This window comes from Bacteroidota bacterium, assembly GCA_026391695.1.
Taxonomy (GTDB): Bacteria; Bacteroidota; Bacteroidia; order Bacteroidales; family JAGONC01; genus JAPLDP01.
This window is the reverse complement of sequence record JAPLDP010000070.1, coordinates 46,315-71,443: the sequence shown is the minus strand read 5'-3', so window position 1 is coordinate 71,443 and position 25,129 is coordinate 46,315. Positions and strand designations below refer to the sequence as shown.

Genomic DNA, 25,129 nt, shown 5'->3' with positions numbered 1-25,129 from the left:
CCTTTTTTATGACTTCTTCAACCTCACCTCGATATTCATTTTCCAGACGCTAACCTGCGAAACCATGAATTCGCGCCATTGGATATCACCAGGTTCCAATTCGAATTCTACATAATTGTCATAGCCTTCTGTTGTATATAACCCATCGGGAAGTGCATCGAATTCATCAAGGTAGGGGCGATACTTATAGGGTGTGAGTTTTATTAGCAATGTTTCTCCGCTGATATTCGCAAACTCGAATAACCGGTTTTTAGTCTCGGGATTATATTCTGTGCTCACTTTGAGATAATTGGAATATTCCCTGATGATCGTCCCTTTATCACTGCCAGGGACCAGGTTGTTACCCATGATAATGATGGCCACGGCGATAAGAAGAAAAAAGCCGAGCTGTTTAACAAATAAACGGCGATTGATAGACATATACAGTTGATTTTAAGTTATTACTGATTTACTTGTTGCATTTAAAATGGAAGGACTAAAAATAATAAATCAAACCGGTTTAAACAAACTTTATATCTTTGAAAAAAGGAATTAGCTTTTAATAGTTGTCCATGCCATTAAAGGACAAAGTAGTTTTAATAACCGGCGCTTCCAGCGGCATAGGTGCTGCGGCAGCAATAGCATTCAGCAGGGCGGGTGCAAAAGTGGCTGTGGCAGCCCGCCGTGCCGAGAAATTGGAAGAGGTCAGCAAATCTCTCAGAGATCCCCTGATCCTTATAAAGGATATCTCAGTAGAAACCCATGCCAGACAAATGGTCGACGACACTGTTGCACATTTTGGACAGATCGACATTTTAATTAATAATGCAGCCTGTATCATCGTGTCACCTGCCGAAACGGTTCTTCCGGCGGATATGATCAAGGCCTTTAATACTAATCTTATCGGCCCCATGGTGGCCACTCAGCAAGCGCTGAAGTACATGCGCCGGCAGGGTGGAGGACATATCATCAATGTGGGTTCACCGGGATTTATGATGGGGATACCATTTTATGCTCCATATGTGTGTTCAAAAGCGGCATTTTCGGCCTGGACAAGAACGTTGCAATCGGAATGGGCCAACAGCGAAATTATTGTCAGCGAGTATTTCCCCGGTTATATCAAGACCGATTCAAAACCTGAATCACGTGTTGGTGATGTTGAACAGGATCTTTTGATGAAGGCGGATCAGAACTTTATATCCCGTTTATTCACCAAATCCGGGACAGCAGAAGAGGTGGCGCATGACCTGGTAAATCTGGCACTGAGGCCAAAGACACTCGTTTATTCAGGCTTTGCCGTGCGCCTGGGAGCCTGGATTGCAAACTTTTCAAGCTTCAGATTAAAGCTGGCAAAAGATATGGCCCGGACAGCCCGGATGAAAATTGAACGAAATATGATAAACAAGTAATTAAAACTGACTTAACCTATGAGAACTGTCATCCCATTGAAACAAAGACCGATGGATTTTATTTATCTCGGTTTTTTCCTTTTTAACCTGATTTTCGTCAGCTACAATATCTCTCTTGAACAGATTGTCATCAGTGACCCCGGCGACTTTACTTATCCGGTGTGGCCGCTGCCTTTTATGATTGACATTGTACACTGGTGGGAAACAAACTTTGATCCGTTGTTATGGGCAAGGCCACCGTGGTACAAAGCCACAATATGGCTCGATGCCATAGTCTTCGGCCCTTATTATATAGCTGCTATTTATGCCTTCATCAAAGGCAGGGAATGGATACGGATACCTACTTTCATCTATTCTTCGATCATGTTTACCAACGTGGTCATTATTTGCAGTGAAGAGATCTGGGGACCGCATGCTTCACCGGCAGTAGCATCTGTGCTGGCTGCCAATGCCTCATGGTTTATTTTCCCGGTTTTCCTGGTGTGGAAGATGTGGAAGCAGGAGCATCCGTTTTCACGGTAAAGGCAGTCCCGGGTACCATTCATTCCAGATAGTCACAAATGCCCCATCCTGTTTCATCTGCGTCAATGCATTGTTCCAGGCATTGACATAGTCGGATTTTGAATTTTTACCGAAGGCAATATACAGATAAGCTGTGGCCACCTCAATCTGCACAGATACATCATCTGGCGTGTATCCTGCGGATTCTGTTAAATACTGAATCGAAATATCGGATAAAACCGCAGCCTCTACATGACCTTCCATCAATTGTATCAATGCTTCCAGTGGAGTTGAAAAGGACTGCAGGTTTGTAAAACCGGAATCAGCCAGAATCTGTTCTGTATACCATCCCGATATTACTCCTATACCCGACAGGGCTCTGGCTTCCTCAAAGCTATTGATTGAAGTTCCGGAGCTCGTGGTAACGTAGAAGTTGGAAATATTCCTGCATATAGGCCCAATCCAATCAAAAAGGTTTTCCCGTGCCTCACTCCGTGAGGTACTGAATAATACCGTATTGGGATTGATAAGGGTCATGTTGTACGCATTGGTCCAATTTTCCAAATGGATAGGATCCTGACAGCCTGTGCGGCTCCTGATATCATTGACGATCTCTATCGCGCTGCCGCATAATTCATCACTCCCGCAGGCATAATTCTGTGGAGGATTCTCTTCGGTGAAAATCTGTAGTTTTCCCGGTGCAATGTCACCGGGAATATACTGCTGATAGAGTTGTTGGAGCGTGCCATTATCCTTGAGAATATTGATCTGATTCTGCCACTTTTCCACAACGTCATCAGGAACATTCTTATTGAAGGCAATATACGAGAGATAGCTTTGAAGCACATACACATTTTCCAATTCATTGTAGTCATGTCCCATATTTTGCAGGGTCAATTGTATGGCATGCCGGGATTCAATGATCAGGTCAACTTGGTTGTCGAGTAATTTCTGCAGGGCCTCTTCCAGGTTCTGGCAAATGACCAGGTTTTGAAATCCGTATGATTCAAGCATTTCCTGAGCTGAATACCCATTCACCACTGCTATTCCATTCACTGCTTTAGCGGCATCAAGATTATTAATGATCAGGCCGGAGGTGGCCAGGGCAAAGAATGCATGATCTATCCGGGCAATAGGGCCTGCCCATTTAAAGAGGTCATTTCTCTCAGGAGTTCTGTCGGTTGTAAACAGAGCTATATCCGATTCATTCAGCAGGCGTGAATAGGCTGCATCCCATTGAAGAACTTCAATCGTGCCTTCTTCTCCAAGATCACTCATGATCCTGTTGACCAGGTCGGCGGAGCTTCCTTTTAACTGTCCATTATCTAGATAATTGAACGGGGCATAGTCCTCGGTGAGAACCTTCAGCTTGAATTCCTCATCTTTTTTGCAGGTGCAAATAAGTAAAATACATGTTGCCAGCAATAACGCCGAGCCAAGTTTTTTAACTGAAATCATAAGTACAATGTATTGTTTTGATAGAAAGACATTAATATCCTTTGGAATATTAATTTATACGGGGATGAAGAAATAGGGTTGCCGTGTACGTTGGTCTTTCACCCTCAAATTATCAGATAGAGAAATATTAAAACCAGCCTGCCGCAGGCAGGTAGTCTAATCTTTCACGCACCTGACGCTATAACCAGACTGGTCGTTGTCGTAAAGCCGGATCGCAAAGCCATTATCGTAGCCCAGGTGGTAGCTCCATGCGTTCCCTGACCCGTACTCCGTCGAAGACCAGAAGATGATGCTGTTGCCCAAACTGGTGAATCCCCCAATGCTGCTCCGAAATCCTCCCGGAAGAGCTGTAAAACCGCTGCTATTTGTTGCTCCAAAATTGGGTGTATTCCAGTGGGTGGTTCCTGTTTCTTTCATCTTCCCTCCGGCTGCATATTGTCCTCCAAGATATGTCGAGAGCGTGGTCCATTCAGCATCAGTTGGGCTATGCCAGTCTGTGGGGCAAAGATTGCGGCTGTCAGTCAAGGCATACCAGTTGTACAGGGCGCCGTACAGGATTTTATATGAGGCCTCATCGTTATTGTACCAGCATAATGCCCCGGTAGTAAGATCGTACCAGCCCCCCCCGGATGTTACGTTGGGAATCTCTTCACCATTGCGGTAGTGGGTTACTTTCAGGTTTTCGGCCATCCATGTTTGTGTATCTACCTGGACTACTGTATAATTGTTGTTATCGTAATCTGTACATGCTACAAAATTGAAAGTTATTGTTTTACTGCTCACAGGCACATCGGTAACTATGGTGCTGTATATTCCCGAAATGCCTTTGAAAAGTAACTGATCGCCATCAGTGTATGGCATATCAACCGTTGCTGTAGTGCTTTTCAACTGGTTACCCGTGGTATTCTTAACAGAAGTAACATACTCAATTCCAGCTTCGCTTTGCAGGTTGCTTTGACTTATCAGTTTTGTGGAATAGTTATAGTTTTCACCGGTAACTTTCACAAAATACATACCCTGGCTAATACCGGAAACACGAAAACTGTGTGCTCCGGGTGAAAGCAATATGCTGATTTGATAAACAGTTCTTCCGGATAAATCAACAATGCAAATAACCGCATTGCCGTTTTCTGGTGCAACAAATGTCAAAATTGACTGCTCTGCCATTGGATTGGGATAAATCTGCAAAGCTCCATTAACATTATCCGGGGTACCAATTCCCGATGCCGGGATTAAATGTAAAATATCTCCCCCATTTAAGGTAAGAGTAGCTCCGCTTATTAAGTTATCGACTTTTACGGTGCTTACCCCGGTAGTGGCGCCTGCACCTGCAAAACTAATCAGATAGTCCTGTGCCTGAGTTATCATCATAGCAAACACTAAGAAAATGATAATGGTAAATTTTTTCATAACTTTCAGTTTTAAAGATTAATAAGTAAATGGCAAATATAGTGAATGAAACGTTCATTTACAGGTCCAAATTTCTTTTAAGGATAACAAATACTGGGGGTGACTAAAAAGCCTTGGTGCGCCTTTGTGGTTACATCTTAAGTTATTGAACCACAAAGGAAAAGGAGGAAATTCAAAACATTTTAACTTATTAATCACCCCCTAAAGAGATCCGATTATCATTAATATCAACAATATTTCCTGAAAGGACTCCGTACATTGTTAACCAGTCAATTTTCGGGTATAGGGGAAGTGCCAGTTCAAGATTATATGCTGGGGGGGAGGTTTATTTTATCAAAATAAGATATTCAAAAGCATTTAAACTCAATTGACTACCCAAATAAACAGTCGTATCGCTCGAAGCATTCTGCCAGGTCGTATTTTGAATATTTGCCGGAATATTAAAGTTTTTTACTGCATTGCGTGTATTGACGATAACGACAACTTCATCATCTGATTCCTTGCGTTTGAAAGCGGCAATATTGCTATCCGGATAGTATTCCAATTCGCCGGTTTGTAGTGCAGGATGTGTAGCATGAAGGCTCATAATCCACTTGTATTCTTTGAACATGTCGGGATTTGTTGTCCAATCAATGGGTGAGCGACTGAAGAATGGCAATTTGACAGGGCAACCGACTTCCTGACCATTATATATCAATGGTACACCGCCCATATAGGCTGAAATGACAAAAGCCGACAATGAAGCGTTTTTACCGCCAAATAAGCCCAAGGGTGTGTCATCCCAGGCACATTCGTCGTGGTTGGAAGTAAAGCGCAGCTTGTGTGAGCCAGTCGGGATTGAGCTGTATTCACTTTGATGCGTTTGGTAATAACCACTTGCTGACTGATTATTCTTGAACACGTTTTTGTTTTTAATGAAAAAATCCCATCCAAAATTCATTTGAAAGCCAGCATCAAAATGATCGCTACGGGCACCCTCTGCCAACATAATGATTTTTCGGTTAGGGACCTTTTTGAGTGAATCTATTGCTTGTTTCCAGAAAGAAAAAGGTACAAAATCTGCGGCATCGCATCTGTATCCGTCAATATTAGCTATCAGGAGCCAATATTTCATGCATTTTATCATCTCCAGACGCATATCGGAATTGTCGAAATTGAGGTCTGCAACATCTTGCCAGTTTGTGCCAGGCGGAATAATGATGTTACCGGCCCCGTCCTGTGTGTACCAGGATTTATTTTGAATCCAGGGGTTGTCCCAGGAAGTATGATTAGCCACCCAATCAAGTATTACTGCCATCTTACGTTTATGGGCCTCACGTACTAATGTGCGCAGGTCTTCCAGATCGCCATATTCGGGATTAACTTCCTTATAATTTTTTACACAATAGGGTGAATTAACTGTTTTGATGACACCTATCGGGTGAACCGGCATAAGCCAGATTACATTCACACTCAGAGCCCTAATGGAATCCAGGCGTGGCAAGATACCTGCAAAATCGCCCGAAGTACTGAATGCTCTTTCATTGATTTCATACATAATGATATCGGGAATATCAGGTACTTCTGCGAAAGGGGTCTCATACTGAGACGAGTCTGTCGGAACTGGACTTGGCGGTGTTACTGGTTCGGTTTCTTTTTTACTGCAACCGATTGATATTAAAAGAAGTGCAGTGAGTATAAGAAATATTGAAAAACGGAGAATTCTTGACTTCATCCTGATAAAATGAATGGATTAGTTATTTTACTTGCCGCAAAAGTTCTTGCATAGATGCCGGCTTATGTATTGCGACTGTGTAAAGTTAATATTTAATGATACAGTTTACAAGTAGATGCCCGCTTGTGCGGGGAAGATGCCAGGAACGGGACAAAAGAGAGAAGCGGCGCGGCTAACGTCCTCCCCGCACAAGCGGGCATCTGACACCGACAAGCATTTGTGCGTTTATTAGAGCCAGCTTTTTAGAAAAATCTATAGGTTATTGATAATAACGCTGATGTGTTTGATAAACCATAATTAAATCCAGAATTGTCGGTTTTAACTTCTTGACTCTCATTATTGGAAATATTTTTTTGTGTGGTTTTACCTATTAAATAGCTAAAACCCGGCAATAACTCAGCTCCTATTACAAATTTATTATTTATCACATAATTCAATCCAAATAAAGCATTTATTCCAGGTCGATATGTGGTACTCTCTGACAGCCTATCTTCATTATCAGCAGACTTATCATTATGATCGTACTTTGAATAATCAAAACTAAACGATAAATCTGCTCCATATCTTAATTCTAAATTCTCGGCAATATTTTTCCGATACTCTTTACCGATTCTGGTGTCAAATCCAATACTATTAGTGATTAGCTCAGAGCTATCCTCATTTTGAGTCCTATTACTACCCAAAATCAGAAGCGTATTAAACCGCCAAAGCGATTTATTGGTTCCGGTCCTAAATGTTAATCCAAAGTTGTTTAAACTACTAAATGCAAGTCCAACTTCTTTTTGTTTCGGTTTTTCCTGAGCCATTACAATAAATGACATCGAAAGCGCGATAAGGATAAACAATACTTTTTTCATTTTTTTGAATTTAGGTTTAGAAAATATTTGAAGTTGTATACTTTTTATCAATTGGTACTAATCGCTATCCATGAAGTACTGCCAACACAACAATCAGTTAATAGGCAGGCGATGATGGATAGCATTTCACTGGCCTTGCCTGAATTATTCATATAACGAATGTAAATATCTTTTATTTCATTTCTTTCTCATTGAAAGTTAATTAAAGCGAAAAATGAACAATTTCGTCACCTTTTATGTCTCCAAAAATAGAGGATACTCAGTTACTTATTCCACTTAACGAGATTTCAATTGATTAGCTGTCCGAATTCTAATCTCATAGGGGTTAGTTCCCCGCCGCTTGCGGCGTAATTAGTATCTTTGTATGTATGAGTGAAAGCGAATACATACATAAATCGCATAATGTAAGTGTACTGTTGTATCATTTTGTATGTCCTGCCAAATATAGAAGAGTAGTGTTCAGCAAAGCAGTTGATCAAACCTTGAAGGAGATTTGCTTGGAGATAGAGAAAAGGTATGAGGTTCATTTTTTGGAGATAGGCACAGACAAAGATCATGTACATTTTTTGGTTCAATCGGTACCCAGAATGAGTGCAATGACAATTATCACGATGTTGAAGAGCATCACGGCGAAGGAAATATTCAAAAGGCACCCGGAAGTGAAAACCAAACTTTGGGGAGGGGAATTTTGGACCGATGGATATTTTGTCAATACGGTAAGCAAATTTGGAGATGAGACAAGTATTTCGGAATACGTTCGTGATCAAGGGCTGGAAAAGGATTATACAGTTCTGCATAAGAGTAAACAGTTAGCATTGGTTTAAGATACCCCGCTGCTCTGCGGCGGGGAGCTTCATTCCCGTCCTTCGCGAAATCCCTGCAGCGTGCGGGTCTAAATTTCAATGTAATTCTTAATTTCAATCTTTATGTGGAGGATGGCTTATGGTACAAAGGCGGCTGTCATTTTCTTTTGCTTGTCTAAAAGAAAATGACGAAAAGAAAAAGACAGCCCATCCTGCGCCACTCCACCACGAGACAAATATTTCAATGTGGAGGTGACCGGTAGAAAATCGTCAATTCTGGCCAAACAAATCAAAAATCATATATCGTTAATCTGATATCAAAAAACCTGAACGTTCGTTCAGGTTTTTTGTAGCCCCACCAGGGCTAAATAAAAATGCCATAACATATTATATATTAGTGTAATAAAATAGTAATAATTTAACAGGGGACTAATGAGGGGACTAATTTTATCATTCTAATGAACATTTTTTATAATAAGTCCAAGTGATAGTGAATTAATCTTGAACAAAGATACGAAGTAGAGGTCATTTATTCTTTAATAAATTTCCCCACCTCAACGGTTTTCTCATTTTGCAGTTTTACAAAATAGACCCCTACAGGCAGGTTACTAATATCAATATGCGTTTTGGTTTCTACTATCTTTTGTTTTATTACTTCCTGACCATTAACATTAAATATAGAAAGGTGATTATCCCCTAATGATACTAACATCTCAATAATGATTTTATCTTTTGCTGGATTGGGATAAGTTTTTAAATACTTAGGAGCAACCGAAGATTCATTAAATCCCGTTCCCCCTCCATTTATGGTTTTTAGTATTGTACCAATAAAACCAACAGCATAACCTGTATATGCGTCTGTAAAAAAAACTGAAAGTAAATAGTTATAAGTGTTAGTCGTTTGTTTTGCCCAATTTGTTCCACCATTTGTGGTTTTTAGAATAGTACCGTCATCACCGACAACATACCCTGTATTTTCATCTGGGAAATAAACTGAAAATAAATTACAAGAAGATCCCGATGCTTGTAATATCCAGTCTATTCCTCCATTTATGGTTTTTAGTATTGTACCCTCTTCACCAACAGCATATCCTGTATTTACGCTTGTAAAAAAAACTGAATGTAAAATACTTGCAGTCCCCGAAATATGCGGCGTCCAGACTGTTCCTCCATTTGTGGTTTTTAATATATTACTATCCCAGCCAACAATATAACCTGTATTTGCATTAACAAAATAAACAGAAAGTAAATCATAATCAGTCCCTGAAGTCTGAATTGTCCAGTCTGTTCCTCCATTTGTAGTCTTTATTATTGTACCATAACGACCAATCGCATAACCTGTATTTGTGTCTGTAAAATATACCGAACATAAATCATTTGAAATTCCTAAAGTTTGAAGTGTCCAGTCTGCTCCTCCATTTGTAGTTTTTAGTATTGTACCATTTTCACCAACAACATAACCTGTAATTGCATCTGCAAAATTAACAGAACTCAAAGAATTATCAGTGCCCGAAGTTTGATTTATCCAGTTTGTTCCTCCATCAGTGGTTTTTATTATGGTACCTGCTTCACCAACCGCATAACCTGTATTTGCGTTTGTAAAATAAACTGATGCTAAATGATTTGTAGTCACTGAAGACTGAATTGTCCAAAGATTTCCTCCATTTGTCGTTTTTAGTATTGTACCACCCCAAACTACAGCATATCCTGTATTTGAGTCTGTAAAATAAACGGAATATAAATCAAGTGAAGTCCCTGAAGACTGGATTGTCCAGTTTATCCCTCCATTTGAGGTTTTCAGTATTATACCATTATACCCGACTGCATAACCTACATTTGTATCTTTAAAATAGACGGAATATAAATCAGTTAAAGATCCCGAAACTTGTCCTGACCAGTCTGTTCCTCCATTTGAGGTCTTTATTATTGTACCATAACGACCAACTGCATAACCTGTATTTGTGTCTGTAAAATATACTGAATATAAATCAAAACTCACAGAAGTCTGAATTGTCCAGTCTGTACCTCCATTTGTGGTTTTTAGTATTTTCCCACTTCCGTACTCATACCCACCTACAATATAACCTGTATTTACGTCTGTAAAAAAAATGGATTGTAAATAATCTGAAATTCCCGAAGACTGGATTGCCCAGTCTGCTCCTCCATTTATGGTTTTTATTATTGTACCATGATTACCGACCGCATAACCGGTATTTGCGTCTACAAAATAAACAGAATTTAAATTAAAAATTGTCCCTGAAGTCTGAATTGTCCAACCTGTTCCTCCATTTGTGGTTTTTAATATAGTTCCATAAGTACCAACCACATAACCTGTATCTGCGTCTGTAAAATAAACGGAAGTTAACCATTGTGGAGTCCCAGAAGTCTGAATTGTCCAGTCTGTCCCTCCATTTATGGTTTTTAGTATAGTACCAAAATAACCAACCGCATAACCTGTAAATGGATTTGTAAAATATATTGAATACAACGTATTACCAGTAGGCAAAGGATTTAACCATTGCCAATCCTGTGCATTTGCATTATATAATGTAAATAATGAAATTAAAAAAACAGTAAGTTTTTGCATAGGTTTAGATATTTAGAATTTCATAAATAAGAGTTCTTGCTAAACCTGATAATAAGGGAATGAGGATCTGAGCTCTTCAGTTAATGGTTAATTGCTATTAAAAATACAAAAAATATGAATTAGAGTTCATTATTATGAATATAATTTATATCCCTTCTGAGGCTCATTCTGGGCATCATAGACAGTGTTTCTCGTCTAATTAGTGATAGTCACTATCTGCAAAATCCGGTGATATTGACCACCTAAATCCGGTTGAAAGTGACCACCTTCTTTCCGGAGCAAATTGACCACCCCCATTTTTCCCTCATTTTCCTTTGATTTTATCTCATTTTAGACGGTTATACAAATATACATTTATTCATTACCGATATTTTATTCGATTTAGTTCAATAATGGTTGTCTCTTTCTTAATGACTCACCAACCATTTCGATGCGATATGCATTGTGTACAATACGATCCAAGACCGCATCAGCAATGGTTTTCTCACCAATTACATCGTGCCATTGTGCTACCGGAAGTTGTGCTGCAATAATAGTTGAACGTTTACCATGCCGGTCTTCAATGATCTCAATGAGTGCAGCCCGGTTATGACTATCCAATGGCTGCATACCGAAGTCATCGAGTATAAGCAGATCCATCTTTTCGATTCTGGCTGTTTTTTTAATGTAAGAACCATCAGCCCGTGCCATTTTCAACATAGCAAAGAGTTTTGATGTACTGGTATATAGAACCTTATAACCGAGCATACAGGCCTGATTACCAAAGTTATGTAAAGCTTTACATAACCTGGGTTATGCAAACAAAATGATTATGTAAAGTAATATCTCTTTGCAATTTTAATATCAAGCAATTATATATTCTTTACTATAGAATACTTTCCATAATATTTTCGTCTATTGTGGTAATGACGGCAATTTAGCCGTCAGTCAAAACAGATTTAATTATGGAAAAAGTAAAAGAAACTTATGATGAAAAAATTTCTAAGGTTGTGGAGTATCTTAGAAAAAAATTCTCGCGTACAGACAGGACGTTTAAGTACTATAACCGCCATTGGGGAAGAGTTAAGAGCTATATGGACTCTCAAAACATAAGCGATTTAGATGCGTCTGTCTGTAGGGATTATCTTCTGAACGAATTTAACAACCGTGACTACAGCGAACTAACTAAAAGAGAGAAAGAAGGAGTAAGCACTGTCAATATTCTTATTGAATTTTTAGAGACAGGTGCAGTCCAAATCAAGAAGGAGCAGATTGATCTCGATGGCCCGATAGGAGTACTCATGACAAAGTACCTTGCTGTCAAAACGGATCAAAGGCTTAACAATAAAACAGTTTATACGTACGAACGCCATCTTTCCCGGTTCTTTAATTTTCTTAAAAATAACCACATAGAGGCTATCACTTCGGTATGTTTACTACACATTCTAAAATATATCAAAGGGATAAGTCCCCGCACTTTAACTGCTGCCCGTACGTCTATCCAAGTTTTACGAGATTTTTTCAAGTATCTGTATGCTCAACGGATACTGGAAACGGATTTTTCGTATATGATCCCGAGGAGCAATTACAAGTCTCAGCCAAAGGTACCATCTACTTACACAAAGGAGGAGGTAGAAAAACTGATAGCATCAATTGAAAGAAGCAGTTCTGTTGGTAAACGTGATTATGTAATCATCCTGCTTGCCGCACGGTTGGGACTCCGAGCCTCTGATATAGCCAATCTTAAATTCAAAAATATATTATGGGGGCAGAACATTATCCGTCTGGTCCAATACAAAACAGATAAGGAGATTGAACTTCCTTTGTTGCCAGAAATTGGGAATGCAATCATCGATTATCTTAAATATAGCAGAAAACAGCCGGAGGAACCTTTTGTTTTCCTTACTGTACGGTCGCCTATTATCCCAATAACACCAGTCGGAGTTGAAAGTCTCGTACAACACGCTTTTGCCAAAGCCAGTATCAACACGAAAAACAGACGACATGGCCCCCATGCCCTTCGTCACAGTCTTGCTGGACGTCTTTTAGAACGGCAAACACTGCTTCCTGTCATCTCTGAGGTGCTTGGCCATGAAAACACAGAATCAACAAAATTTTACCTTCGTGTGGACTTGACTGCCATGAGACAATGTGCGCTGGATGTTCCTGAAGTACTTCCTTCATTTTACAATCAGAAAGGAGGAATTTTCTATGAGTAAGAATCAATTTTGGGGCATCTATGCACAATATATCAAACAGTTAATAGATCTAAAAAGGGGACTGGGTTTTAAATATATTGCAGAAGAATATATTTATCTGCGTTTTGACCGGTTCACGATAGAGAGAAGCGAAACCCAAGTCGGTATCTCCAAAGATTTAGCGGACAAATGGTGCGAGCGTCGGAACAATGAATCAGACTCATATAGATTCCATAGATGCTTATGCGTTAGTCAGTTATCTTCCTATTTATGCAGGCTTGGAATACACTCGTATATACCCAGAATCCCCCGTAAAAAATCAACGTTTATACCTTATATTTTCTCGAAGAAAAAGATGATAGCGATTTTTCATGCCGCAGATGCGCTTGTCGCACCCAGAAGAATAATGAACTCGGTAATCTTCATTGTACCGACTTTGCTCAGACTTCTATATGGCACTGGTCTTCGTATCGGAGAAGCTTTATCTCTTGAAAACAAGGATGTTAACCTGGCGGAAAACTTCATTATAATTAAAGACTCCAAAAACGGGAAGCAACGTATGGTCCCTATTTCGGAGTCCCTATCGGTTGTATGTCAAAATTATATCAATCACCGGAAAAAGCTTCCCGTACCGCAATCTGATGATAGTTCATTCTTTATATCCCTGAACGGATCCGCATGTATACGACACACCTTCTACAGGTACTTCCGGATTGTACTCAAAGCAGCAGGAATAACTTATATTGGAAATGGTCATGGGCCAAGAATACATGACCTGCGTCATTCATTTGCCGTGGCTTCGTTTGCAAGAATGGCCGAATCCGGCGTTGATCTGTACACTTCATTGCCAGTCCTATCCACGTATCTCGGTCATCAGTCAATAAGCTCAACTAATACTTATGTAAGGCTGACTGCAGAGATGTATCCAGGACTGCTCAAAGACGTTGATATGGTTTGTTTGAATGTGTTTCCTAATGTAGAAAACTATGAAGCCGACTGATTTTTCTAAATATCTGACAGACTACCTCACAAGATATCTGTCTCACGAACGAGGTTCCAGTTCCAATACGATTATAGCCTATAGAGACACTTTTGTCCTTTTTATAACCTTTATGAATCAAGTAAAGAACATAAAGGCTGAGAAACTATTAATGAAATTAATAACTAAAGCTACAGTTGTTGAGTTCCTGGATTGGCTACAGTCGGAAAGGAAATGCAGTGATACAACGAGAAACCTGCGACTTGCAGCGTTACATTCCTTCTTCAGATACGTTCAATACCAGAATCCAGACAACTTGTTCGAATATCAGGAGATAATGTCTATCAAAGTGAAGAAAGCCAAGAAAATAACGATAAATTATCTCACTGTAGACGGCATTAAGTTACTCCTTGAACAACCATGTGTAACCACAAAAAGAGGGCGCCGGGATCTTGCATTATTATCTCTAATGTACGATACTGGAGCACGAGTGCAAGAACTGATAGACCTAACTTCCTCGGCAGTCCATCTTGACAAGCCTTATACTATACAAATTACTGGAAAAGGTAATAAAACCCGAATTGTTCCTCTGTTGGAGGAACAAGTAAAAATATTACGGAATTACTTGACCGAATTTGGTCTGCTCAAGCCACAGACAAGATCATATCCTTTGTTTTCCAATAGTCGACATGAGAAGTTGACGCGTCCTGGTGTCACTCATATATTGTTAAAATATGCAGATAAAGCGCGAAAAAGGGATCCAAAGCTTATGCCGGGCAAATTAAGTTGCCATTCTTTGCGCCACTCAAAAGCTATGCATCTGCTACAGGCTGGTGTGAATCTGATATATATAAGGGACATTCTTGGACATGTATCTGTTCAAACGACTGAAATTTATGCCAGGGCTGACTCAAAACAGAAGCGGGAGGCACTTGAAAAGGCATATGTTGATGTTTCTCCTAAGGAAGAACCGGTTTGGGAAAACAATGAGAACCTGCTTAGTTGGTTGAAGAGTTTTTAAGTTGCTCTAAAATATTATGCAAAGAGATATGCCCTTTATATGATATTAATGTGCTGATTAATAGCAAAAACAGGAATTTCGCTTTGCATAATCATTTTGTTTGCATAACCGAGTGCAGATGCGATATAACTCTTGCCGATACCTGTGCTTCCCGTAATGAGGATATTTTCACTTTTTTCAATAAAAGTGCATTCAGCAAAACGGTTCATCAGATTTTTTTCCAGGTTGCGGTCTATCGTAAAGTCGATCTGTTCAATATTGGCTTTATATCGGAAGCGGGCAGTACGAATGCGACGTTCAATGCAGCGGTTATTGCGATCATCCCATTCCGATTCGATCAAAAAAGAGATCATCTCATCGGTTGTAAGATGAACGTTCCTGCCATCTTCCAGGCTTGTTTTAAAAGCGCCGGCCATGCCGCGCAGCTTCATCTGTTTCATTTTTTGCAAAATTGTTTCATTCATAACTTATCTGTTTTTAGGTTGATTGTTTTCAAGGAAACTCACCCTATCCGATCAACGATTGATGGATCGGATAAGGTGAGAGAGTCCATCTGACATTATGCATAATAAGTGTTACCACGGATATTACCATGAACTGGCATGGATGCACAATCGTGGTCCGGATCTAACAGAACACTGTCAAGATGTTTATCCAGTATGGCCAGGATGGTCTTATAACTGTAGTCTTCATAGAAGTTTGCCCGGTGACAGGCTGCGTTGAGCCGTTCATTGCCGACTTTAGCTGCATAGTTTAATATCCCCTGACAGGTTTTATAAGCCTGCTCGGGATGCTGTCTCAGGGTGAGTATTTCGGTAATGTATTTTTTAGTTTGCTCTCCGACAGCCTTGGCCCGTTCAATAAACTTCTCCGGAGTCCAGTCTGACTGATATTTATGTTTGGTCGCCAGGTGATCCTCAACCGTGGTGAACATGAATGCCCTGCGGTTGCGATTGTGAGAGGCAATGTGTTCATAGCGGTAATAAATGTCTACTTTGCTCTGGCTGTAAAGGATGCTTACCTTCTTGCCGATATAATGGTACGGGACACTGTAATAATGCTTGTCTTCACCAAGACATACATAGTTGTTCTTTGATACTGTTGCAATCCGCTTGTTTTTCAGTTCGTAACGATACACCGATAAAGGTTGAAGCGTTGACCGTTCGATTTCTTCAAACATCTGGCGTCGACTATAAGGGCGACCCTTAAGCAGGTTGTTGTTATGAATAGCCAGCAGTTCCCAGATCGCATTGTTCAACGTCTCAAGCGAGGTAAAGTCTGTCTCCCTGATGACCGTATAAATCACCTGATAGATAATTTTGACAGCTCCTTCAACCAATGCCTTATGGCGTGGCTTATAGGGTCCTGCCGGAAGGGCAACCATGCCGTAATGCTCCACAAAGTCACGGAATGACTCATTGAGCGTTGGCTCGTACTTATCACTCTTGATAACGGGCAGATTTAAGGTTATCCGGAACAATAGCCTGGGGAGCTCCTCCGAAGTAATACAAGGCATTTTCGCATGCTCCAATAAAGTCTTCCTTACGCTGGGTCATCGTCGCTTTCACATAGGTTAGTTGGCTTGCACCAAGAATGGCTACAAAAACTTCCACCTTGTATATCTCGCCAGTGTCCGGATCTACGAACTGTAACTTCTCGCCGGCATAATCCACATACATCTTGTCACCTGCCTTGTGATCCACATGCATCGTGGCATTAGTTCGCTTAGACCATTGCCGGTAATGCTCATTGAACTGGGTGTGTTTAAAACCATCCGGATACTTTTTCAGGTATTCCTGCCAAAGTTTATATAGCGTATTACCCTTCTTCTTCAGGGCTTTGTCGACTTCCGGAAAGTAGGCTATAAGATCTTTATACCGATGATCCGGCTCTTTGACCTGTTTGGCTAAAAATAGCTTCTCCAGGTCAGAATCTCCTAATCTCAAGAGCTCTTCCAGCGACTTGTCCATCGCGATAAACTGACGAATATAACTCTTGACAGAGTTGCGTGACACGCCTGCTTTTTGGCTGATCTTCAATTTAGGAACACCCTCGGTGTACCATTGCAAAATCTGTTTAACTTTGTTCATAACGATTAAGTTGTTTGGCATAAATAGTTAGTGTTGAGAAATTAGTTGTTCGCAACATTAGCTATTTATGCTGTCCTTAATCGATAAAATCAACGAAAATGTGTGGTCAGTTTCCTCCGGAAACCAGGTGGTCAGTTTCCTCCGGAAAACAACCGGTAAGTATCCTGTTTAGAGGTGGTCAATTTGTTCCGGAATCAGGTGGTCAATTTGACCGGATTCTCCATAATGTCCATAAAACAAAAATCCCTTATAGTAAGGGATTTAGGAGTAAACTAAGTTTAGGTGAAAAATATGTTTTGTAGCCCCACCAGGGGTACAACCTTACCTTGTTTTACTTATTCTCTATTGTTAAGTTATACCGTTAATATTCACAAAAACAGCAATATGTTAATTTTTATAATTAAACTGTGTAAAGGAAAAATTAAGAAAAATAAAGAAAATTCGTCACCTGATTCGTCACCTCTATAAATATTAACTATCTTTGTATTGTTCAAACCTAACTTACATGGCAAACATCAACCCCTATTTCAGATTAAAAAATCCCAAATTTGAAAAACCGACTTTAATTTTCCTTGTCGCAAATTCCAATTATCAGAAGCTCATTTATTCGACAGGTGAAAGTATATTAACTGAATACTGGGATCAGAAAAACCAACGCGTTAAGCAAGTCAAAGACGACATGGCAAAGAACCAGTCACACAAGGAGATAAATAAGACGTTAACAAGGTATCTGTCCAAAACGGATGAAATCTTGACCGACTTTAAAAAATTAGGTATTTCTCCCACCTTTGAGGAGGTACGAAAAGAATTGGATAAAGAATTTAAAAAGAACATACAAACAAAAATAGACTTTGTCAGTTTTATTGAAACGTTAATCAAAGAATCCGAAAACGGTGAAAGATTAACTATTAAAGGAAAAAGGATTAGTCCTTATACTATCAAAGGCTATTACACAACCCAGAACCACCTGAAAGAATACCACACCACGACAAAAAACCCCATTGACTTTAGATTTATTGATCAAAAATTCTATGTTCAATTTGTGAAATACTTTCAGAGTAATAAAAAGTCAACGAACACAATCGGAAAGAACATAAAGAACATAAAGGTTTTCATGCACGAGGCACTCATAAGAGGGCTAACAGATAATAGGCAATTCCAGGAAAAAGAATTTAGAAAACCATCAGAAGACACCGATCAGATTTATTTAAACTTTGACGAACTGGATAAAATTCACAAATTAGACCTCCAGAGTAAACCAAGACTTGACAGGGTTAGAGATATTTTCCTGATCGGTTGTTATACTGGATTGAGATTTTCAGACCTTGCACAACTACGACCGATAAACATTATAAAGGACGGCACTCAGTTAAAAGTCCAAACCCAAAAAACCGATGAAATTGTAGTTATTCCTTTACATCCTATCGTTAAGGAAATACTGACTAAATACATTGGAATCCCTCCGCGGGTAATATCAAACCAGAAATTTAACGTATATCTGAAAGAGATCGGAGAGCTGGCAGGAATTAACGACCAGGTGGAGGTATCAATAACTAAAGGAGGGATGACTGTTAAGACTACACCCCGGAAATATGAACTGATCACAGTACATACATCCAGGCGATCCTTTGCGACAAATGGTTTTTTAATGAACATTCCAACCCTTGCAATAATGAAAATAACAGGACACCGCACCGAAAAGGCATTTTTGACTTATATACGCGTATCTGCGGAGGAAAACGCAGACAAGTTAATGGAACACCCATTTTTTCAAGCTCACTCTAATTTAAAAGCAATCTGATAAATCAATTATTCATACCAGAATAAATACTATGGAAAACAGTGAAATACAGCTTACACCCTTTGACATTAGTTCTTTTGAAAGGATTTACCAAAAAAGTAGAAATGAGTTTTTTAATAACATATTTTCTGCATTCCTTGCTAAACCATTAACAGACAAAACTGAACACTTGTTATATATTGTTCAAAAAAAATTAAGCGGGAATTTAATGGAAGAAGATGAACAAAAAACATTTATAGAATGGGAAAAAGATTCAGAACTTGACTTTATATCTGTGAATATAACTTATTACGAAAAGGAAATTAATAGATTAGAAGATAAACAAATGGAAATGTTAATGGATGGATTTCCCGATGCAAAAACTATGCAGGAACTTGAATCAAATTTGAAAAACCATGAATTGTACAAGAGGAAATTTTTAGAGGTGAAAAATGGAGATTTTTACGGACAAAATAATGAAATTGAAAATCCCACTAACAAACCAACAAAATATGAAAAAATAATATGGAAGGGAACACCTTCAGTATTTGGATATTTATTTCATGAATTAATAGCTAAGGGATTTATTGAACCACCATTGCATAATGGGGAGATAAATTATACAAAATGTGCAAGATTATGTCTTAAATATTTTGATATTAAAACAACTGAAGGTACATTAATTAATATGATAAATCCAGAGAAATGTAATCTTTCAGAAACTAAAAAAGCAAAATTCACCATTCCAGAAATTAATGATTTATCCTAAAGAGTGAATAGTCCGGAATGTTTACGGAATGTTTACGGATCGTAAAGAGCGATAAAACCAGAATAATTTAGCGACATTAAATTCATTAATTATGTCGCTATGAATACAATTCAAATTACGGATTTATCTGTTAATGAACTCCGGGCGATCATTTCCGAAACCTTAAAAGAGGGATTAAAGGAACAGCTCCCTTCTCCCGAACCTCCACAACCTCGGTATCTTACTCGAAAAGAAGCAGCAAAACTTTTACAAATATCACTGGTCACCCTCCATAACTGGTCAATTAAGGGAATTCTAAAGGGGTATCGGATAAATTCCAGGATCAGATATAAATCTGAAGACATTCAGGCAGCACTCAAAGAAATCCATTCGTTAAAATACCGGCGTGATTAACCACAAAAGGAGCGTTTCCGCCCCCTTCGTGTGTTCAAACCACACTGGCAAATGTCTAATGTGGAGGTACAAAGATAGTGATTGACTTCATAAAAATAGTTATTCGGGATCAGAATTTTACTGATAGCTTGAAAAATAACGGAACTCTGAATTTCCCCTCACAGGCTATTATGGATGAAAATTCAGGTGAACATAAAGGATACAATCCTGTTAAATACCGGAACTTGACGTTTAAAATTATTAACCGTCATACCGTTCTGATCTCCGGCAGTCCGCATAAATACAAATACAACCGCAACGATAATGATTTTTATTTTTCAGAATTATTAGGTTTTATAATTGACCTGTTTACAGAATTCAATTTGAATCCATACCAGACAATAATACAAAATATAGAATTTGCCGTTAATTTAGAAATCCCTATCACTCCCAGACAATTTATTCAAAGAATAATTTCTCATAGAGGAAGTTTTCCAAATATTCAAACTTTTAATGGGAAAGGGTATTTTGTAGAATTCACTCACCAACAATATTATATCAAAATATACGACAAATATTCATGGGCATTAGCTAAAGGGAAACACCCGTTACCACCGATTAACACCCTCCGCTTTGAAATCAAAGTAATAAAAATGGAATATGTTTCAAAAGTAGGAATCCGAACCCTTGCAGACTTGTTGAACATATCCAAATTGAGACAATTAGGGGCAATTTTGGTGACCATATTCAATGAATTGCTAATAGATGATCCAGGTATTGACCCAGAACAAATAAACGCAACAGAAGGGCAAATTTTAACTAATGGCAGGAATCCCCGGTATTGGGAACAACTCAAACCGGATAGTAAGAAATTCCCACAAAGAAAAGATGATCCAAATTATCAAAGACGTAGAAATATTTATGACTACACCCGGGAAAGATTTATAAAAATCATTCAAAAATATTCAAACAGGAATTTACAGACTGAAATTTCGGAGATGATCCTTAATAAGTGGGATAAATTATTGACTGTTGATAATGAAATATCCGGCAAATTAACCGACTTTTTAAGACAATTTAGAAAACCAGTTTTTCGGCAAATTAATATCTTGACTATAGGATCAGATTGCCAAAATTACATCTCAACAGAAGTACGTATTTGTCAGGTCACCGGAATTAATATTTCTGATCAGAAATCAGGCAGCCATTCATTAAGTGAACAAAGTGTACGAAGGATTTTTTTCATTGACAAAAAAACGTTTTATTTCCTCTACGAAAAATTCTTACCCCAAAAAACAAATTTAGAATTTGCTGAAGTTTGTTATCGGATCGCTCATAACATTAGGAATTCAAAATACAATCCTCACAACAATTTAACGAACCGGATCAAACGATTGAATAAAGATGCATTGTTTGCCTCTGATCCATACATTGTCCTGCAAGCTGCAAACCAATATTAACTGTATTTTGTACCGGGTACTATCTAAAGTAGAATAAAATAGACGAAAAATGGCAAAGGGGGAAAAAACAGGAGGCAGGGAGCAAGGCACGCCTGACCTATTAACAAAAGAAATGAGAGCAATTTTAAAGAGAATCATTGCCAAAGAATTAGAGTAATTTCTGATTTTGCCACCCCATGTTATTTTCAAGACAACTCAAAAGTTGAGGTTTCCGGTTTTTGTGAGGAGATCATCACGAAAGAGTATGATAATAGATGCAAGAATACGTGCATTTATTTGCTTTTTTAATTAAGGATAATGATAAATGCAAGAATACTCGATAAAACTTGCACTATTAATAATGTTGTTAAGAAAACATTGATTTTCTTGCATTTCCTTTATTTACATAATGAATAATATGGAATATTACTTAATTATTGCTCCCTGTATCGAGTTTTCATATCACTCCGTATAGGAGTTGCTATATCATCTGATTTTTGATTGTTATAGAACACGTTTGTAAAATCCTGTATGCACATATTATATAAGTAATGCATGAGATTTATACAGTACTCCGGCACTTTTGAAGCACATTTGCTTATTATAGATGGATAAACATCATCACGGATACCTTGCTATATAATATATTCCGAATTTTTTTTACAAATCAAAATCATGAGTTATGCTTTAAAAGATATTACCCTCAACATCCCACTTCATTTAATTCGATTTATCAGAAGATATTTGCACTTTTAATAAATAATTGATGCCAGGCGGGTTCGTAAAAATACTTTCGGAATTGAAAATCTGACACTCGTAATTAACTATTAAGTGTAGAGCTCGATTCGTTCAGAAAAAAATGCTTAGTTGGCTAGGTGAATTTCTTTTAAAAAGGATTAAATTTTTTGCTTTGATAAATAATATCTTTCAGTTGCTCTCGTAATTCAAAGGATTCCTTTTTTTGATACCACCATTCCAAGTCATACAAGAATTCTTTATTGTTCATAGCCTTTTTATGTTAATCCAGAAAAAGGGAAAATATGACTCTATGCCAGGGTAATGATATTGGAAGAACTGATAAAATTTTGAAAGAGTACCAGAAAATAAAAAATGTAAACATTTAAAAAATATACAAATAGCAGAAAATCAAGCTATCTTTATATCACAAATGATTAAGAAAACCACCTTAGATATTGATCCTTATTTGTACAGAATAGGCAGACGACATACGGAGTAACCTAACAGACTGAATGAAACAGAGGAGTCTAAGGAGCCAGAGAATAGGGAGGTCTATACTAATTACTGAGAATAATATCAGGGAGTTTTTAAATAAAACATAACCTATTTAATTAATCAAAAATGAAAACTACAACCATTATAATTTTTAGTCTTTTGATTATTTTAACAAGTTGCCACCAAACAGAAAAGGAATATTATAATAGAGGAAACGCTAAAGCTGAATTAGAAGACTACAGCGGAGCCATAGCAGATTACAACAAGGCTATTGAAATTAATCCACAGGATGCAATGGCCTATTTTAATAGAGGAAACGCTAAAGCTGATTTAAAAGACTACGACGGAGCCATAGCAGATTACAGCAAGGCCATTGAGATTAATCCACAGGATCCAACAGCCTATGACAATAGAGGAAACGCTAAAGCGAATTTAGGAGATTACAGCGGAGCCATAGCAGATTACAATAAGGCTATTGAGATTAATCCACAGTTTGCAGAGGCCTATTATAATAGAGGTAGCACTAGAGCGAATTTAAAAGACTACAGTGGAGCCATAGTAGATTACAACAAGGCTATTGAGATTAATCCAAAATATGCAGAAGCCTATTATAATAGAGGACTCGCTAATGATGGCCTGCAAGATTACAGCGGAGAAATAGCAGATTACAACGAGGCTATAGAGATTAATCCACAGTTTGCAGCGGCTTATAATAATAGAGGAGCCTTTAAAGCGAATTTAGGAGACTACAGCGAAGCTATAGCTGATTATAACATGGCTATAGACATTAATCCACAGTTTGCAGCGGCATATTATAATAGAGGAGTCGCTAAAGATGGCCTGCAAGACTACAGCGAAGCTATAGCAGATTACAGCAAGGCTATTGAGATTAGTCCACAGGATGCAGAGGCCTATTTGAATAGAGGAGTCGCTAAAGCGAATTTAGGAGACTATAGCGGAGAAATAGCAGATTACAGCAAGGCTATTGAAATTAATCCACAGGATGCAACTGCCTATAACAATAGAGGAAACGCTAAAACGAATTTAGGAGACTACAGCGGAGCTATAGCTGATTACAACAAGGCTATAGACATTAATCCTCAGTATGCAAAGGCCTATTTTAATAGAGGAAACGCTAAAGCTGATTTAAAAGACTACAGCGGAGCCATAGCAGATTACAACAAGGCTATTGAAATTAATCCACAGGATGCAGAAGCCTTTGACAATAGAGGAAACGCTAAATACAACCTGAAAGACTACAAAGGAGCTATAGCAGATTACAGCGAGGCTATTGAGATTAATCCACAGGATGCAAAGGCCTATCTTGGTAGAGGACTCGCTAAAATATTTTCAGGTGATAAAGATAACGGATGTTTAGACCTTAGTAAAGCTGGAGAATTAGGAGATGAAAGCGCTTATGATGCCATTAAGGAACTTTGCAACAAATAATATGAACTTTTATAAATGTTACATTTCTGAAGTAGAAAGTGAGTAATATAGACAGAATAAACACCACCGACGAGCTAATATGAAAACACTAACACTAATTATTGTTATTCTTTTTCTATGCTCTTGCACAGGGAAAAAGGTTGAAAACTCCCTATCACGTGACAATATAAAGGGGAAGGTAAGTACTATTACAGAGTATGAGTATTCTGCCGTTGAAAAATTTGGTGAAGCTCAGACGGATAGTTTAAACGCTAAACATACTTACAAATATGATGACAAGGGAAACATGACACAGGGGAACCGGTATAGCTCAGACGGTAGCTTAGAATATAAATGGACTTCAAAGTATGATGACAAGGGAAACGAGACAGAGGTAAACGTTTATAACTCAGACGGTAGCTTAAGCTCTAAAAGGATTTACAAATATAATGACAAGGGAAACGCAACAGAGGGGAACAGTTATAGCTCGGACGGTAAATTAGATTCTAAATGGATTTATAAATATGATGATAAAGGAAACTTGACAGAGGTAAACGATTATAACCCAGATGGTAGCTTAAAGATGAAAGTGACTTACAAGTATGATGACAAGGGAAACCTGATCGAGACAAATCGGTATAACTCAGATGGTAATTTTGACGCTAAATTGACATACAAGTATGATGAGTACGATAAAACAGGCAACTGGCTAAGAAAAATAAAGTTTATGGATAATAAACTGACAGAAATTTCAGAGCGTGAAATAGAATACTATTAAGACTTAAAATAAAGACCTATAATAAACGATCCCCTTCAAATAATCGATATTATTACCTCCACAACGAAAGTCGATATAAACGAATAAAAGGGTTATTTCGTCACCTTTTACGTCACCTCATAAAAAAACCATGTGTTAACAACCTGTAATACATGGTTTTCTATTTAATACTTGTAGCCCCACCAGGGATCGAACCTGGATTTAAAGTTTAGGAAACTTCCGTTCTATCCATTGAACTATAGGGCCGGTTTCAATGTGCTAATTAGACAATTAGTCAATTAGTTAATTTGAAAATTTGAAAATGGTTTTTTATACCGGAGTGCAAAGGTATTAAGTTTTATTCAG

The 25,129-nt window shown here is 38.3% G+C and carries 21 protein-coding genes, 1 tRNA gene and 1 pseudogene; 12 read left to right on the top strand and 11 right to left on the bottom strand.

Features of this window, described 5'->3' with window-relative positions; translation table 11 throughout:
• Positions 1 to 6: 6 nt before the first annotated feature.
• Entirely contained in the window at positions 7 to 420 is a 414-nt protein-coding gene (locus NT175_09830) for a hypothetical protein (GenBank protein MCX6235001.1), read from the bottom strand.
• 131 nt (positions 421 to 551) lie between these two features.
• On the opposite strand from NT175_09830, the gene NT175_09825 reads away from it, so the two are divergent.
• A complete protein-coding gene (locus tag NT175_09825) occupies positions 552 to 1,388 on the top strand; it encodes an SDR family NAD(P)-dependent oxidoreductase (protein ID MCX6235000.1) in 837 nt (278 codons plus the stop codon).
• 18 nt (positions 1,389 to 1,406) lie between these two features.
• Entirely contained in the window at positions 1,407 to 1,910 is a 504-nt protein-coding gene (locus NT175_09820; GenBank protein ID MCX6234999.1) for an emopamil-binding family protein, read from the top strand.
• On the opposite strand, the gene NT175_09815 is transcribed toward NT175_09820, so the two are convergent.
• From NT175_09815 to NT175_09800, 4 genes are all read right to left on the bottom strand, one after another.
• Positions 1,902 to 3,347, bottom strand: coding sequence for a transporter substrate-binding domain-containing protein (locus NT175_09815; protein ID MCX6234998.1), 1,446 nt, complete (start codon positions 3,345 to 3,347; stop codon positions 1,902 to 1,904). The two genes, NT175_09820 and NT175_09815, sit on opposite strands and share 9 nt — an antisense overlap.
• Before the next feature lie 156 nt (positions 3,348 to 3,503).
• A complete protein-coding gene (locus NT175_09810) occupies positions 3,504 to 4,757 on the bottom strand; it encodes a T9SS type A sorting domain-containing protein (GenBank protein MCX6234997.1) in 1,254 nt (417 codons plus the stop codon).
• 325 nt (positions 4,758 to 5,082) lie between these two features.
• Positions 5,083 to 6,471 carry an alpha-amylase family glycosyl hydrolase gene (locus NT175_09805; protein MCX6234996.1) on the bottom strand — a complete coding sequence of 463 codons (1,389 nt, stop codon included), beginning with the start codon at positions 6,469 to 6,471 and terminating at the stop codon, positions 5,083 to 5,085.
• A 242-nt stretch (positions 6,472 to 6,713) separates the two neighbouring features.
• Positions 6,714 to 7,328, bottom strand: coding sequence for a hypothetical protein (locus NT175_09800; GenBank protein ID MCX6234995.1), 615 nt, complete (start codon positions 7,326 to 7,328; stop codon positions 6,714 to 6,716).
• 368 nt (positions 7,329 to 7,696) lie between these two features.
• On the opposite strand from NT175_09800, the gene tnpA reads away from it, so the two are divergent.
• Positions 7,697 to 8,152, top strand: a complete 456-nt coding sequence (tnpA, locus tag NT175_09795; protein MCX6234994.1) for an IS200/IS605 family transposase — start codon at positions 7,697 to 7,699, stop codon at positions 8,150 to 8,152.
• Between the two features lie 508 nt (positions 8,153 to 8,660).
• On the opposite strand, the gene NT175_09790 is transcribed toward tnpA, so the two are convergent.
• Positions 8,661 to 10,718, bottom strand: coding sequence for a YCF48-related protein (locus NT175_09790; GenBank protein ID MCX6234993.1), 2,058 nt, complete (start codon positions 10,716 to 10,718; stop codon positions 8,661 to 8,663).
• Positions 10,719 to 11,099: 381 nt separating this feature from the next.
• Positions 11,100 to 11,480, bottom strand: a pseudogene (locus NT175_09785) (ATP-binding protein).
• A 182-nt stretch (positions 11,481 to 11,662) separates the two neighbouring features.
• Here NT175_09785 and NT175_09780 point away from each other — a divergent pair.
• The 3 genes from NT175_09780 (at position 11,663) to NT175_09770 (ending at position 14,895) form a co-directional block, all read left to right on the top strand.
• Complete coding sequence (locus tag NT175_09780; GenBank protein ID MCX6234992.1) at positions 11,663 to 12,916, top strand: tyrosine-type recombinase/integrase; 1,254 nt, start codon at positions 11,663 to 11,665, stop codon at positions 12,914 to 12,916.
• Positions 12,917 to 13,250: 334 nt separating this feature from the next.
• Complete coding sequence (locus tag NT175_09775; protein ID MCX6234991.1) at positions 13,251 to 13,895, top strand: tyrosine-type recombinase/integrase; 645 nt, start codon at positions 13,251 to 13,253, stop codon at positions 13,893 to 13,895.
• Positions 13,882 to 14,895, top strand: coding sequence for a site-specific integrase (locus tag NT175_09770; GenBank protein MCX6234990.1), 1,014 nt, complete (start codon positions 13,882 to 13,884; stop codon positions 14,893 to 14,895). Before NT175_09775 ends, NT175_09770 begins: the two co-directional genes overlap by 14 nt.
• A 35-nt stretch (positions 14,896 to 14,930) precedes the next feature.
• Here NT175_09770 and NT175_09765 read toward each other — a convergent pair whose 3' ends face one another.
• The 3 genes from NT175_09765 to NT175_09755 form a co-directional block, all read right to left on the bottom strand.
• Complete coding sequence (locus tag NT175_09765; protein MCX6234989.1) at positions 14,931 to 15,359, bottom strand: ATP-binding protein; 429 nt, start codon at positions 15,357 to 15,359, stop codon at positions 14,931 to 14,933.
• Between the two features lie 95 nt (positions 15,360 to 15,454).
• Positions 15,455 to 16,411 carry a hypothetical protein gene (locus NT175_09760; protein ID MCX6234988.1) on the bottom strand — a complete coding sequence of 319 codons (957 nt, stop codon included), beginning with the start codon at positions 16,409 to 16,411 and terminating at the stop codon, positions 15,455 to 15,457.
• Positions 16,335 to 16,985: a hypothetical protein gene (locus tag NT175_09755; protein ID MCX6234987.1), complete on the bottom strand. Its 651-nt coding sequence runs from the start codon at positions 16,983 to 16,985 to the stop codon at positions 16,335 to 16,337. The genes NT175_09760 and NT175_09755 overlap by 77 nt, the downstream gene beginning before the upstream one ends.
• 505 nt (positions 16,986 to 17,490) lie before the next feature.
• On the opposite strand from NT175_09755, the gene NT175_09750 reads away from it, so the two are divergent.
• The 6 genes from NT175_09750 to NT175_09725 all read left to right on the top strand — a co-directional run bounded on the left by NT175_09750 (position 17,491) and on the right by NT175_09725 (position 24,784).
• A complete protein-coding gene (locus tag NT175_09750; GenBank protein ID MCX6234986.1) occupies positions 17,491 to 18,786 on the top strand; it encodes a phage integrase SAM-like domain-containing protein in 1,296 nt (431 codons plus the stop codon).
• A gap of 31 nt (positions 18,787 to 18,817) precedes the next feature.
• Positions 18,818 to 19,534, top strand: coding sequence for a hypothetical protein (locus tag NT175_09745; GenBank protein MCX6234985.1), 717 nt, complete (start codon positions 18,818 to 18,820; stop codon positions 19,532 to 19,534).
• 99 nt (positions 19,535 to 19,633) lie between these two features.
• Positions 19,634 to 19,927 (top strand): helix-turn-helix domain-containing protein, encoded by a 294-nt coding sequence (locus NT175_09740; GenBank protein MCX6234984.1) that lies wholly within the window; start codon positions 19,634 to 19,636, stop codon positions 19,925 to 19,927.
• Between the two features lie 170 nt (positions 19,928 to 20,097).
• Positions 20,098 to 21,366 (top strand): hypothetical protein, encoded by a 1,269-nt coding sequence (locus NT175_09735; GenBank protein ID MCX6234983.1) that lies wholly within the window; start codon positions 20,098 to 20,100, stop codon positions 21,364 to 21,366.
• A 1,338-nt stretch (positions 21,367 to 22,704) separates the two neighbouring features.
• Positions 22,705 to 24,027 (top strand): tetratricopeptide repeat protein, encoded by a 1,323-nt coding sequence (locus NT175_09730; protein MCX6234982.1) that lies wholly within the window; start codon positions 22,705 to 22,707, stop codon positions 24,025 to 24,027.
• Between the two features lie 79 nt (positions 24,028 to 24,106).
• A complete protein-coding gene (locus NT175_09725) occupies positions 24,107 to 24,784 on the top strand; it encodes a hypothetical protein (GenBank protein MCX6234981.1) in 678 nt (225 codons plus the stop codon).
• Positions 24,785 to 24,958: 174 nt separating this feature from the next.
• Here the strand turns inward: NT175_09725 and NT175_09720 are convergent.
• Positions 24,959 to 25,030: transfer RNA gene (locus NT175_09720), tRNA-Arg, on the bottom strand.
• Between the last annotated feature and the right edge of the window lie 99 nt (positions 25,031 to 25,129).

What these genes read in the sequence shown, in the direction of transcription:
- NT175_09730 (MCX6234982.1), top strand. Translation starts at nt 22,705, where the DNA reads ATGAAAACTACAACCATTATAATTTTTAGTCTTTTGATTATTTTAACA.
- tnpA (MCX6234994.1), top strand. Translation starts at nt 7,697, where the DNA reads ATGAGTGAAAGCGAATACATACATAAATCGCATAATGTAAGTGTACTG.
- NT175_09800 (MCX6234995.1), bottom strand. Translation starts at nt 7,328, where the DNA reads ATGAAAAAAGTATTGTTTATCCTTATCGCGCTTTCGATGTCATTTATT.
- NT175_09825 (MCX6235000.1), top strand. Translation starts at nt 552, where the DNA reads ATGCCATTAAAGGACAAAGTAGTTTTAATAACCGGCGCTTCCAGCGGC.
- NT175_09820 (MCX6234999.1), top strand. Translation starts at nt 1,407, where the DNA reads ATGAGAACTGTCATCCCATTGAAACAAAGACCGATGGATTTTATTTAT.
- NT175_09810 (MCX6234997.1), bottom strand. Translation starts at nt 4,757, where the DNA reads ATGAAAAAATTTACCATTATCATTTTCTTAGTGTTTGCTATGATGATA.
- NT175_09735 (MCX6234983.1), top strand. Translation starts at nt 20,098, where the DNA reads ATGGATGAAAATTCAGGTGAACATAAAGGATACAATCCTGTTAAATAC.
- NT175_09740 (MCX6234984.1), top strand. Translation starts at nt 19,634, where the DNA reads ATGAATACAATTCAAATTACGGATTTATCTGTTAATGAACTCCGGGCG.
- NT175_09830 (MCX6235001.1), bottom strand. Translation starts at nt 420, where the DNA reads ATGTCTATCAATCGCCGTTTATTTGTTAAACAGCTCGGCTTTTTTCTT.
- NT175_09770 (MCX6234990.1), top strand. Translation starts at nt 13,882, where the DNA reads ATGAAGCCGACTGATTTTTCTAAATATCTGACAGACTACCTCACAAGA.
- NT175_09745 (MCX6234985.1), top strand. Translation starts at nt 18,818, where the DNA reads ATGGAAAACAGTGAAATACAGCTTACACCCTTTGACATTAGTTCTTTT.
- NT175_09805 (MCX6234996.1), bottom strand. Translation starts at nt 6,471, where the DNA reads ATGAAGTCAAGAATTCTCCGTTTTTCAATATTTCTTATACTCACTGCA.
- NT175_09765 (MCX6234989.1), bottom strand. Translation starts at nt 15,359, where the DNA reads ATGAATGAAACAATTTTGCAAAAAATGAAACAGATGAAGCTGCGCGGC.
- NT175_09760 (MCX6234988.1), bottom strand. Translation starts at nt 16,411, where the DNA reads ATGCCTTGTATTACTTCGGAGGAGCTCCCCAGGCTATTGTTCCGGATA.
- NT175_09750 (MCX6234986.1), top strand. Translation starts at nt 17,491, where the DNA reads ATGGCAAACATCAACCCCTATTTCAGATTAAAAAATCCCAAATTTGAA.
- NT175_09775 (MCX6234991.1), top strand. Translation starts at nt 13,251, where the DNA reads ATGATAGCGATTTTTCATGCCGCAGATGCGCTTGTCGCACCCAGAAGA.
- NT175_09790 (MCX6234993.1), bottom strand. Translation starts at nt 10,718, where the DNA reads ATGCAAAAACTTACTGTTTTTTTAATTTCATTATTTACATTATATAAT.
- NT175_09780 (MCX6234992.1), top strand. Translation starts at nt 11,663, where the DNA reads ATGGAAAAAGTAAAAGAAACTTATGATGAAAAAATTTCTAAGGTTGTG.
- NT175_09755 (MCX6234987.1), bottom strand. Translation starts at nt 16,985, where the DNA reads ATGAACAAAGTTAAACAGATTTTGCAATGGTACACCGAGGGTGTTCCT.
- NT175_09725 (MCX6234981.1), top strand. Translation starts at nt 24,107, where the DNA reads ATGAAAACACTAACACTAATTATTGTTATTCTTTTTCTATGCTCTTGC.
- NT175_09815 (MCX6234998.1), bottom strand. Translation starts at nt 3,347, where the DNA reads ATGATTTCAGTTAAAAAACTTGGCTCGGCGTTATTGCTGGCAACATGT.